The sequence below is a fragment of the Micromonospora sp. NPDC000207 genome (assembly GCF_040300925.1).
Lineage (GTDB): Bacteria > Actinomycetota > Actinomycetes > Mycobacteriales > Micromonosporaceae > Micromonospora.
In genome coordinates, this window is record NZ_JBEPEQ010000150.1 from 1 (window position 1) to 11028 (window position 11028).

General features: G+C 72.8%; 11 protein-coding genes and 2 pseudogenes. All 13 read right to left on the reverse strand.

Going from position 1 to position 11028, the window contains the following annotated elements; genetic code table 11:
• Positions 1–762 (reverse strand): annotated as a pseudogene (locus ABT336_RS24975) (ATPase); the annotation flags it as partial.
• A gap of 266 nt (positions 763–1028) precedes the next feature.
• The gene (locus ABT336_RS24980) at positions 1029–1865 is read right to left on the reverse strand and encodes a hypothetical protein (protein ID WP_350899649.1); all 837 of its coding nucleotides are present in this window, start codon (positions 1863–1865) and stop codon (positions 1029–1031) included.
• Complete coding sequence (locus ABT336_RS24985) at positions 1816–2754, reverse strand: RluA family pseudouridine synthase (RefSeq protein ID WP_350899651.1); 939 nt, start codon at positions 2752–2754, stop codon at positions 1816–1818. Before ABT336_RS24985 ends, ABT336_RS24980 begins: the two co-directional genes overlap by 50 nt.
• Positions 2755–2978: 224 nt before the next feature.
• A pseudogene (gene lspA, locus ABT336_RS24990) lies at positions 2979–3536 on the reverse strand (signal peptidase II); the annotation flags it as partial.
• Between the two features lie 48 nt (positions 3537–3584).
• Positions 3585–4004, reverse strand: coding sequence for a TraR/DksA family transcriptional regulator (locus ABT336_RS24995; protein WP_350899653.1), 420 nt, complete (start codon positions 4002–4004; stop codon positions 3585–3587).
• A gap of 276 nt (positions 4005–4280) precedes the next feature.
• Positions 4281–4637: a DUF167 domain-containing protein gene (locus tag ABT336_RS25000; RefSeq protein ID WP_350899655.1), complete on the reverse strand. Its 357-nt coding sequence runs from the start codon at positions 4635–4637 to the stop codon at positions 4281–4283.
• Between the two features lie 5 nt (positions 4638–4642).
• Positions 4643–5968, reverse strand: a complete 1326-nt coding sequence (locus tag ABT336_RS27610; RefSeq protein ID WP_502891260.1) for a hypothetical protein — start codon at positions 5966–5968, stop codon at positions 4643–4645.
• A gap of 69 nt (positions 5969–6037) precedes the next feature.
• Positions 6038–6835 (reverse strand): DivIVA domain-containing protein, encoded by a 798-nt coding sequence (locus ABT336_RS25015; RefSeq protein ID WP_350899657.1) that lies wholly within the window; start codon positions 6833–6835, stop codon positions 6038–6040.
• A 49-nt stretch (positions 6836–6884) separates the two neighbouring features.
• On the reverse strand, positions 6885–7187 hold the full coding sequence (locus ABT336_RS25020) for a YggT family protein (RefSeq protein ID WP_350899659.1): 303 nt from the start codon (positions 7185–7187) through the stop codon (positions 6885–6887).
• 29 nt (positions 7188–7216) lie between these two features.
• Complete coding sequence (locus ABT336_RS25025) at positions 7217–7933, reverse strand: cell division protein SepF (RefSeq protein ID WP_350899661.1); 717 nt, start codon at positions 7931–7933, stop codon at positions 7217–7219.
• 192 nt (positions 7934–8125) lie between these two features.
• Positions 8126–8872 carry a YggS family pyridoxal phosphate-dependent enzyme gene (locus ABT336_RS25030; protein WP_350899663.1) on the reverse strand — a complete coding sequence of 249 codons (747 nt, stop codon included), beginning with the start codon at positions 8870–8872 and terminating at the stop codon, positions 8126–8128.
• 9 nt (positions 8873–8881) lie between these two features.
• A complete protein-coding gene (ftsZ, locus tag ABT336_RS25035) occupies positions 8882–9991 on the reverse strand; it encodes a cell division protein FtsZ (RefSeq protein WP_350899665.1) in 1110 nt (369 codons plus the stop codon).
• Positions 9992–10243: 252 nt separating this feature from the next.
• On the reverse strand, positions 10244–11028 hold a 785-nt coding region (locus ABT336_RS25040), incomplete at its 5' end, for a cell division protein FtsQ/DivIB (RefSeq protein WP_350899667.1).

Below are 11028 nucleotides of genomic sequence, written 5' to 3' on the forward strand. Positions count from 1 at the left end.
GGGTGAGGGCGGTGCCGGGGGTGAGGGCGGTGCCGGGGGTGAGGGCGGTGCCGGTGCCGGGAACGCCCGCTGCCGGTAACCGTTGTCAAGCAGCGCGTACCGGGACTCCGGGGCCGCAGGCGTCGGCGGCTCGTGCCGGTAGCCGTTGTCGAGCAGGGAGTACCGGGACTCCACAGGCTCCGGACGGCCCTGGTCCGGACGGCCCTGGTCCGGACGGTACGTCCGGTCCTGCTGGGTCCGGTCCGGGTACGGGGGCGGGGCGGGGCGATGGGCGGGTTCCGCCGGATAGCCGGGGTCCGACCGGCGGGCCGGTTCGCTGCGGTACCCGGGCTCCGGGAGACGACCGGGGTCGGGGTGGTAGCCGGACTCCCGGGCGGGACCGGGACCGGGATCGGAGCGGTAGCCGGGGTCGGGACGGTAGCCGGGCTCCGGAGCGGGGTCGGAGCGGTAGCCGGGCTCCGGGAGACGACCGGGGTCGGGACGGTAGCCGGGGTCGGACTGGTAGCCGGGGTCGGGACGACCACCGAGGTCACCGCCGTACCCGCCGTCGGTGGACCGGGTGGCGGCACCCGTCCGACCCGCCTGGCGGTTGCCCGACGTCCGACGGGGCAGCGGCTCCGGAGGTGGCAGCGGATCGTCGATCCGGTGGTCGTGCTCCGCCGGATCGGCGTGCCGACCCCCGAGTCGGGCACGGTCGAGCAGCGCCCGCCACCGGGGTGCTGGTTCGGCCTGCCGACTCCAGCCGGTCTCGCTGCCGTCCACGGCTCGCCCTCCCAGCGCAATCGGATCCCGCCTGACAGGCTACGAAGCAAACCCTATTCGGGCCACACCGGAACGCGCACATTCCTCGTCGTGGAGATCACCGCCGGGATGCCGTCCGGCCACCGTCCGACCGACATTAGTCGAGGTCCACGCGGTTCACCGGCCGATGGACACCCGCCGCAACGCCGGTGACCCACCGGTCACCGTCGGTTTCACCACCGGTCAACCGCCCACGGTACGGGACGGCTTGTCCACTGTGTGACCAGTCACGACGGTTCGGGTGACCTGACCGGGTCGAGCAGGTCGTCGGCGGGGGGCCGGGCGAGGTCGTGCTGCTCCGGCAGCGGCGGCGTGAAGACGGTCCGGTCGAGCCGCCGTACCTCGGGAGCCGGATCGACCGCCCGGACCTGCGGATGAGCCGCCAACTTCCGCAGCGCCGGTCGCGCGGCCCGGACCACCACGGCGTAGAGGCAGGCGCACCCCGACCGGTAGGCCTGCGCCTCGGCGGCGGCCACCTCGGCCCCGCTGTCGTACACCCGGCGCAGCCGCACCTGCTCCTCGTCGGCGTCGGTCAGCGCGGCCGACCGGGCACGCTGGTCGGCCGCCTCCCGGTCCTTGCCCTCGGCGACCTCGGCCATCGCGGCGACGGCGTCGTCCGGCAGACGCAGCGCCGACATCCGGACGATCTCGGTCTGTCGACCGGTGAGCGGCACCCGGGCGAGGACCACCGACACCGGGACCTCCCCCACCACCTCGGCCAGCCGCTGCGGCGGCAGGTAGTCGGTGAGGGAGACCAGGGCCCACTCCCCGGCCCCGGCCGCGTCGGCGACCGGGGTGGCCGGTGGTCCGGCGAGTTCCCCGGCCGCCGTCTCCAGGTAGTCGGGGATCGCCCCACCGTGGTGTACGCCGACCCGGGTCACCTCCCCGACGGTCCGGTCCCCCACCGGCTCCCGGTCTCCGGTCACCGCCGCGGCGACCAGCACCGCCCCGACGCAGACCAGGGCCGCGACGCCGAGCGCCGGGGGCCGTCGTCGCCGGGGCGGGCCGGTCGGGTCAGTCCCGGAGGAGGGCAAGGGCGGCGGCCAGGTCGTCCGGGTACTCACTGACGAAGGTGACCTCCTCGCCCGTACGCGGGTGCACGAAGCTCAGTGCCCGCGCGTGCAGCCACTGCCGGTGCAGCCGCAGCCGGGCGGAGAGGGTCGGGTCGGCACCGTACGTGACGTCGCCCACGCAGGGGTGGCGCAGTGTGGAGAAGTGCACCCGGATCTGGTGGGTACGGCCGGTCTCCAGTCGGACGTCGACCAGGCTGGCCGCCGGGAACGCCTCCAACGTGTCGTAGTGGGTGACGCTGGGCTTGCCGCCGGAGACCACCGCCCACCGGTAGTCGTGGGTGGGGTGCCTGTCGATCGGGGCGTCGACGGTGCCCCGGAGCGGATCGAGGTGCCCCTGGACCACCGCGTGGTACCTCTTGTCCACCTCGCGGTACTTGAAGGCCCGCTTCAGCGCGCTGTACGCCGTCTCGCTCTTGGCCACCACCATGATCCCGGTGGTGCCGACGTCGAGGCGGTGCACCACCCCCTGTCGTTCGGCGGCCCCGCTGGTGGCGATGGTGTGCCCGATCGCGGCGAGTCCGCCGATCACCGTCGGGCCGGTCCAGCCGGGGCTGGGGTGGGCGGCCACCCCCACCGGCTTGTCGACCACCACGATGTCGTCGTCGGCGTACACCACCCGCAGACCCGGCACCGCCTGTGGCACCACCGTCGGGGCGGTGGCCGGGGCGGGCAGGGTGACCTCCAGCCAGGAACCGGCCTTCACCTTGTACGAGTTAGGGCGGGTCACCCCGTCGACGAGTGCGTCCCCGGCGTCGACCAACGCTGCGGCGGCGGTCCGGGAGAGCCCGAGCAGCCGGGACACGGCCTGGTCCAGCCGCATGCCGTCCAGGCCGTCCGGGACGGGCAGGGACCGCTGGTCACGGTGGGCGGAAGTCGTCATGCCTGCCCCCGCTGCTGTGCCGGGTCGCCGCCGTCACGGACGCCGTCGGTGGCGCTGCCGTGGGCGGCGCTGCTCTCGGCGGCGCTGCTCTCGGCGGCGCTGCTCTCGGCGGCGCTGCTCTCGGTGGCGCTGCCGCCGTGGGTGGTGCTGCTCTCGGTGGTGCTACCGCCGTGGGTGGCGGCCGGGGCGTTGTCGTCACCGGCGCCCCTGGGGGCGCGGTCCCGGTCACCGGTGATCCGGGTGCCGTCGCGTTGCCGCCCGGTCAACTCCAACAACACCGCCAGGATCACCCCGCAGACCAGGGCGCTGTCGGCCAGGTTGAACACCGGGAACACCCGACCCCACGGGTCGAAGAGGCTGACCATGTCGACCACGTGCCCGAGGAAGTGACCCGGGGCCCGGAAGATCCGGTCCCCGAGGTTGCCCAGGGCGCCGCCGAGGATCAGACCGAGCGAGATCGCCCAGGGCATCGACCGCAGCCGGAACGCCATCCAGGTGATCCAGCCCACCACCGCGAGGGTGATCAACGGGAAGACCCAGGTGTAGCCGGAGCCGATGCTCCACGCTGCCCCACTGTTGCGTACCAGGGTGAGGTAGAGCGCGCCGCCGAGCAGTCGTACCGGCTCTTCGCCCTCCAGGGCGGCCAGCGCCGCCTCCTTGGTCAACTGGTCGGCGACCAGCAGGGACAGGCCGAGCCCGAAGAGGACCCCGGTCGCCCGGGGACGGCCCCGGCCGCCCCCGGGCTCGGCCCTGCCGGATTCGGCGGGCGGTGCTGAACTCATCTGCTCCCCATCGACGCTCTCGGCGGTGCGGTCACCGGGGAGCGGGACTCACCGTCGCTCCGCCAGCTGTTTGCAGGCCACGCAGAGGGTCGCCGACGGGAAGGCGGCGAGCCGCTCCACCGGAATCGGGTTGCCGCACCGCTCGCACCAGCCGTAATGGCCCTCGTCGAGTCGCTCCAGCGCCCGCTCGACCTGCGTGATCCGTTCCTTGATGCTGTTGGCGAGGGAGATCTCCTGCTCCCGCTCGAACGTCTTCGTCCCGGTGTCGGCCTGGTCGTCGCCGGCCGAGTCGGTGAGCCGGTCGCGCTGCAACTCGGTGATCTCGCTCAGCGTCTGATCGTACTCGGCGGTCAGTTCGTCCCGACGTGCCGCCAGGGCTGCCCGGATCTTCTCGGTCTCCGCCGTGCTGCGGGTGGCCTTCGCCGCCGGCTTGCGCCCGGCGGTCCTGGTGTCGGCTGGCTTCGCCATCGTCAGCTCCCTCGGCCACGAAACCGCGGCGGTCGGCGGTGCCTGCGGGGGCCGCCGCCATGGCGTCCCCCGGTACGAAAAGGGGGCGCCCGGCACCGTCGGCCGTGCACTCCCGAGAGTGGCAAGAATACGGAACGTACGCCTGGTACGACAACGTGCCGCACCAGCGCACTATGATCCCGCCGCGAACAGCCCCTCATCGGGGCAAAAGGTACGCTAGCAGCTAACCTTCCCGGTCGACCCCGTACTCGCCGAACCGGCGACTCGGTCACCCGCTCAGCCGTCGACACCGTCGCGCAGCCGGGCGACCACATCGGACAGCCCCACCGGCGGGCGTTCCACCAGGAACAGCTTGTCCCGACTGGCGGCACCGGCCCGCAGCGACACCACCGCCGGTCGCAGACCCAGCGCCTCGGCCAACGCCCGTCGGGCCGCCTCGGTGGCCCGCCCGTCCACCGGGGGCGCGTGCACCGCCACCACCAGCGCGGGACCGTGCGGACCGTCGTACCGGCCGCCGACCCGGGGCCGCGATGCGCCCGGCTTCACCCGTACCGGGATCGGGAACGCCTCGTCGGGGCCGGCGGTCGCCTCGGATCGTCGAGGGTCCGGCGGCCGGTCGGGACGGGTCGGCATCGCGTTCAGTAGGGTCCGGCCTGGGCGAGCAGCTCCGTGTCCGGGCAGCACCGCCCGCACGGGGTGAAGCCCAGCCCCACCGCCTCGGAGACCGACAGCGGCTCGTACTCCCGACCGAACAGGTGCGCGCAGTCGTCCAGGTGGTACCGGGGGCGCCCGTCGACCACCTGGACCTCGGTGTCGAGGCGGGCCACCAGAGCCGAGTCGGCGAGGGTGACGGGCTGGGCGGCGGGCTCGTCCGGCAGCTCGACCGGCCCGGGATCGAGCGTCCCCGACCAGGGGTCCGGGTCGAATGCGACGCGCTGCACCCCCACCACGGGCTGACCGGGCCCGCAGGGGTCGTCGTCGACCTCCTCGGCCTCCGCCTGCCGTTCCCACCCGGGGGGTTCGGGCCCGACGGACGTGGAACCCGCCGCCACCGGGGTCACCGGGTCGACGACGGTGGTGATCGCTGCGGGGGTGGGGGTCGAGTCCACCTCGCCGGGTGAACCGTCGAGCGGATCGGCCGGGCTGTCGGAGGCTCCGACGGTCACGGGGTCGTCCGGCGGGAACGCCCCGGAGGTGGACACGGAATCGTCCGGCGGAAACGGACCGGGGATCGACCTGGGAAAGTCCGGTGGGAACAGAGCGGGGGGCGACCCGGGAACGTCCGGCGGAAACAGAGCGGGGGGCGGCTCAGGGTCGTCCGGCGGGAACGGGCCGGGGGTGGACACCGGGCCGTCCGGCGGGAACGGGCCGGGAGTGGACACCGGGCCGTCCGGCGAAAACAGCGCCGGACTCTGCGGAGGGGACGTGCCGGAGGTGGACGTCGGATCGTCCGGGGGGAAGGCCCCGGAAGCGGCGACGGGGTCGACCGGCGGAGACGTTCCCGGGCCCGGGGGCAGGTCGATCGCCGGGGGGAAGTCCACGGCCGGGGGGAAGTCGACGACGGACGGGCCGGTCGACGACGACGCCCCGGGCGGTTGCCGCCACCCGGGGTCGTCGTCGGTTGTCTGCGGCTCCCGGTCGGGGCCGGCGGGAACGTACTGGACCGGGATCCGCGGATCGGCCCGCACCGGTTCACCGGCGGGGTCGTACGGGTCGAGGCTCGGCTCACCGGTCGCCCCGTCGTACGCCGTCGCCGGGCCGGTCGGGGAGTCACCCCGGGGTGGAGGCCCCCGGTCCGCCGCAGCGCGGGAGACGACCGCCTGGCGGGCGCCGACCACCAGCGCGACGGCGGCCAACAGACTGGCCACGATCGAGGTGCCCAGCAGGAGACTCGATCCACCGGAGAGCCCGAGAACCAGCAGGACGACAGCGAGCAGGATGAGCAGCAGACTGGCGACTAGCAAGGCTCAACCCCCGGCGTCCGGACCGGCTAGGCGGTCGACGGCCGTGCCACGACGGCCGTCGACCGTGGATCAGCGACCCGACTCGAGTGCGCCGGAGCGACCGCCACCGTAGGAACCGGCGAGACCGGCAGCGGCGAGACCGTTGCCACCGACGGCACGACTGCCCTCGGAGCGGGTCATCTCGGCCTCCAGCCCCTGGCCGCGACCGTCGAGGTCACGCAGCTGGCTCTCCAGGTACGCCTTGAGACGGGTGCGGTACTCCCGCTCGAACTGCTTGAGCTCCTCGATGTGCTTCTGCAGCGCGCTGCGCTTGGCGTCCAGGCCCCCCATGGCCTCCTGGTGCCGCTGGCGGGCGTCCCGCTCCAGTGCGTCGGCCTTGGCCCTCGCCTCCCGGGTGACCTCCTCGGCCTTGGACCGGGCCTCGGAGAGCAGCTGGTCGGCCTCGCGACGGGCGTCGGAGACGTGGTCGTCGGCGGTGCGCTGGGCCATCATCAGCACCCGCAGCGCCTGCTGCTCGCCGTCACCGGCGACGGCCGGGCCACCGGCGGCGCGGACCTGCTCCAGCTCGGCCTGCATGGCGCGGGCGGCCTGCTCGGCGGCGGCCTTGTCGCGCTGCACCCGGTCGAGCTGGGACTTGACGTCGTTGAGCTCGGCTGCCATGCGGGCGTCGCCGCCGGGGCCGGCGGGAGCGCCACGGCCACCGCGCTCCACCTGGGCACGCAGCTCGTTGTTCTCTTCTATGAGACGGGCGAGCTCGCGCTCCACCTCGTCCAGGAAGGCGTCGACCTCCTCCTCGTCATACCCCCGCTTGCCGATCGGCGGTTTCTTGAAGGCGACGTTGTGTACGTCGGCCGGGGTCAGCGGCATCGAAACTCCTCGGGTCAGTTGCGGCCGCGTAGCGCGCCGAGCCAGCGGGTCACAGCCCGAGGATCAGCCGCTTCAACACGAACTCCATCAGCACGATCAGGATAACCAGGAGCACAAGGGAAGCCAGGTCGATGCTCACGGTACCAATTCGCAGTGGAGGGATCACACGCCTCAACGCCTTCAAGGGCGGATCAGTGACGCTCCACACCGTTTCCAGTCCCGCCGATGCTCCCCGGCCCGGTTGCCAGCGGCGACCGTACTGGAGGACGGCGCTGAGGACAAATCGGGAGAGCAGGGTGAGCAGGAGGAAGTACAGGATCAGGTAGAGGACTTGCAGCAGGATCGACAACACGGCAGGCGATGTCCCTCGGTCGGGCGGGTCTAACTGAGGCTGAAGAACCCGCCCTCTGCGATCTTGGCCTTGTCCTCAGCGGTGACCTGGACGTTGGCCGGTGAGAGCAGGAACACCCGATTGGTCACGCGCTCGATCGTACCGCGAAGGCCGAACGCGAGACCGGCGGCGAAGTCCACCAGCCGACGCGCGTCCGCCTCGTCCATCTCGGTGAGGTTGATGATCACGGGTACGCCGTCGCGGAAGTGCTCACCGATGGTCCGGGCCTCCCGGTAGGTGGTGGGGTGCAGCGTGGTGATCTGGTACCGCTGCTCCTCCTCGACCACCGCCTGACGCTCCCGGGGCTGGGCCTGCGGTGCCAGGGCGAGGTTGTCGCGGGTGTGGTACGACAGCGACCCCGCCGTCTCACCCGCACCGGACCTGGTGATGGAGCGGACACTCGACCGGTCGGAACGGTCCAGCCGCTCGGGCCGCTCGGGGCGGTCGCTCTCGCCCCGCTCGGTCTCCATCGACCGGGCGGTGGAACGCTCACTCAGCCGGCTCCGGTCACCGGCACGGGGCCGTGGCGGGGCGGGCGGGTCGTCCGCCTCGTCGTCGTCCTCGTCGGCGAACTCCTCGGCGTACCGACTCTGCCGGTACCGGGAATCGCGGTAGCCACTCTTGTCGTAGCCACCGTCGTCGTAGCCCCGCTCGTCGTCCTCTTCGACCAGACCGAGCCAGACCCCCGCCTTGCGCAGTGCACCCATCCCGCGCCCTTCCGTCCGCTGTGCGGCACGTGCCCCCATGCCGTGTCGCGTGTCGCGATGGGCAACAGGTGCCCATCGGACCGGAACGGCAATCCCCGGCGAGCGGTTCGCGTCCCGCCCGCCGCGGCCCCCTGACGACGGAATGCCGCCCCGTAAACAACAGCGATGTAATTTGCTTCTCCCGCAGCCAGGCTACCGCAGGGTGGGACGCATTCCGAGCAACGCACTGCCGACCCGTACCTGTGTCGCGCCGTGACCGATCGCGGTCTCCAGGTCGCCGCTCATCCCGGCGGACAACTCGGTGGCCTCCGGATGGTCGACGCGCAACGCCGACGAGACCTCGGCCAGCCGGGCGAAAGCCCGCTCCGGCTCCCACCCCAGGGGGGCCACCGTCATCAGTCCGGTCAGCCGGAGCCCCTGCGTCTTCGCCACCGCGTCGGCCACCGGTCCCAGCCCGGTGTCCGGGTCGGCGGAGCCCGCGACGGTGCCGCCCCGGGCCGGGTCGCCGTCGATGCTGACCTGCACCAGGACGTCCAGGGGCCGGTCCCGGTACGCCGAGGCGGCGGTGTCGAGGGCACCGACGAGCCGGACGCTGTCGAGCGAGTGGACCACGTCGGCGTACCGGACCACCGAACGGCACTTGTTGCGCTGCAGCCGCCCGACGAAGTGCCAGCGGGGCCGCCCCCCGGCCGCCGCCACCTCGGCGGCCTTGCCCGCCGCCTCCTGGTCCCGGTTCTCCCCCACGTCGTGCACGCCGAGACCGACCAGCGCCAGGACGTCACCGGCCGGGTAGGTCTTGGTGACCGCGATCATCGTCACCGTGTCCCGGTCCCGGCCGGCGGCGGCACAGGCGTCGTCGATGCGAGCCCGGACCCGGGCCAGGCCGGCGGCGAGTTCGGCCCGCCGGTCCCCGCCCCCGGTGCTGTCGTCGTCGCTCATCGACGCCGCTCAGGACCCGTTCTTCAGGAAGTCCGGCACGTCCACGTCGTCGAAGAGCACCCGGCGCGGCGACTGGGGCTGCGCGGGCATCGCCGGCGGTGGCGGCGTACTCGGCGGGGTGGACTGGTTCTGGTTGGACTTGCGGGGCGACTCGGCCGTCTTGTACGCCGGCACCCCACCGTCGAATCCGGCCGCGATCACAGTGACCCGTACCTCGTCGCCGAGCGCGTCGTCGATGACCGCACCGAAGATGATGTTGGCTTCCGGGTGGGCCGCGTCGGTGACCAGCTGGGCCGCGTCGTTGATCTCGAACAGGCCGAGGTCGGAGCCGCCGGCGATGGAGAGCAGCACACCACGCGCCCCGTCCATGCTCTGCTCCAGCAGCGGGCTGGAGATGGCCGCCTCGGCCGCCTCGACCGCCCGGTTCTCGCCCCTGGCGCTGCCGATGCCCATCAGCGCGCTGCCGGCACCGCTCATCACGCTCTTGACGTCGGCGAAGTCCAGGTTGATCAGACCCGGGGTGGTGATCAGGTCGGTGATGCCCTGGACACCGGAGAGGAGCACCTGGTCAGCGGTGCGGAAGGCGTCCATCATGCTGATGTTGCGGTCACCGAGGGCCAGCAGCCTGTCGTTCGGGATGACGATCAGCGTGTCGCACTGGTTACGCAGTTCCTCTATTCCCGCCTCGGCCTGCACCTGGCGGCGCTTGCCCTCGAACGAGAACGGCCGGGTCACCACACCGATGGTGAGCGCGCCCAGCTTGCGGGCGATGTTCGCCACCACCGGGGCGCCACCGGTGCCGGTGCCACCACCCTCCCCGCAGGTCACGAAGACCATGTCGGCGCCCTTGAGCACCTCCTCGATCTCGTCGCGGTGGTCCTCGGCGGCGTTCTTGCCGACGTCGGGGTTGGCACCCGCGCCGAGCCCCCGGGTCAACTCGCGCCCCACGTCGAGCTTGACGTCGGCGTCACTCATCAACAGCGCCTGCGCGTCCGTGTTGATCGCGATGAACTCGACGCCCTTGAGCCCAACCTCGATCATCCGGTTGACGGCGTTGACCCCACCGCCGCCGATGCCGACGACCTTGATGACCGCCAGGTAGTTGTGCGGAGGTGTCATCTCCGGTCCTTTCCCTTCGAGATTGGCTTCGCACCGCCCCGGTACGGCGTGGCCAGACCTGCGGCCGACACCAACTGTCCCCCGTGAAGGGCCAAAGCTGAACCCTAACCCTCTACTAGAGGCTTACAACTATGTCAACCACTGATCCTCTTCGGGGCAACGTAAGCGCCCTCACGCCATGAGCCAAACACCTGCTCGGCGTGTCGTCCGCTTAGCGCCACGGGTCACCCCCCAGCAGGCCACAGTGGCAGCTCACCTGAACGTCACCACGTCCGGGGCGCTCACGTCGATGCGCTCGGCCGGCTGGCCGAGCAGGGCGGCGGCCACCCGGGCCTTCTCCGCCCCCCGGGTGGCGTCACCCCAGAACACCGTCCGGTCGTCGGCCAACCGCAGGCTGATCCGGGCCAGCCCCTCCACCTGGACGTCCAGCAGCCGCTCCCGCAGTTCCGGGGTCAGGGCACCGAGCACCTCCAGTGCCGCCCGGGTCCCCGGATCGGCCGGGCCCGGCTCGGCAACCCGAACCACGGGCAGGCCCGGTGGGGGCTCCCCCACCGTCCGGAACACCACTCCGGAACGGTCGATCACCACGTGCCCCTGTCCCTGCGGCACCACCGCCACCCCGGTGCGCTCGACCAGGCGAACCTCCAGGGCGTCCGGCCAGTCCCGGGTGACGGTGGCCCGCTCCACCGGGGCCAACCCCTCGATCCGGCCCGCCACCGCGGCCAGGTCCACCCGGGCCAGCGGGGTGTCGTCCGGCACCGCCGCCACGTCGCGTACCTCGACCGGGGTGACCAGGTCGGCACCGATCACCCGGACCTCGCGTACCCCGAACAGGCCGGTGCCGAGCACCGTCCAGGCGACCAGACCGGCGACAGTGACCAGCCCCACGGCGACCGCCCACGGCAGCGCCGCCCGGACCCGACGCTGCCGGGCCCGGGCCATGAACCGTCGGGTCGACGCCGGCACCGCGTCGGAGCCGGCCCGGACCAGTTGCCAACGCCGGGCCGGCCGCCTCGTGCCGGCGCCCTCGGTGCCCC

What these genes read in the sequence shown, in the direction of transcription:
- ABT336_RS25000 (WP_350899655.1), bottom strand. Translation starts at nt 4,637, where the DNA reads ATGCCGACCCGTCCCGACCGGCCGCCGGACCCTCGACGATCCGAGGCG.
- ABT336_RS24985 (WP_350899651.1), bottom strand. Translation starts at nt 2,754, where the DNA reads ATGACGACTTCCGCCCACCGTGACCAGCGGTCCCTGCCCGTCCCGGAC.
- ftsZ (WP_350899665.1), bottom strand. Translation starts at nt 9,991, where the DNA reads ATGACACCTCCGCACAACTACCTGGCGGTCATCAAGGTCGTCGGCATC.
- ABT336_RS25015 (WP_350899657.1), bottom strand. Translation starts at nt 6,835, where the DNA reads ATGCCGCTGACCCCGGCCGACGTACACAACGTCGCCTTCAAGAAACCG.
- ABT336_RS24995 (WP_350899653.1), bottom strand. Translation starts at nt 4,004, where the DNA reads ATGGCGAAGCCAGCCGACACCAGGACCGCCGGGCGCAAGCCGGCGGCG.
- ABT336_RS25025 (WP_350899661.1), bottom strand. Translation starts at nt 7,933, where the DNA reads ATGGGTGCACTGCGCAAGGCGGGGGTCTGGCTCGGTCTGGTCGAAGAG.
- ABT336_RS25030 (WP_350899663.1), bottom strand. Translation starts at nt 8,872, where the DNA reads ATGAGCGACGACGACAGCACCGGGGGCGGGGACCGGCGGGCCGAACTC.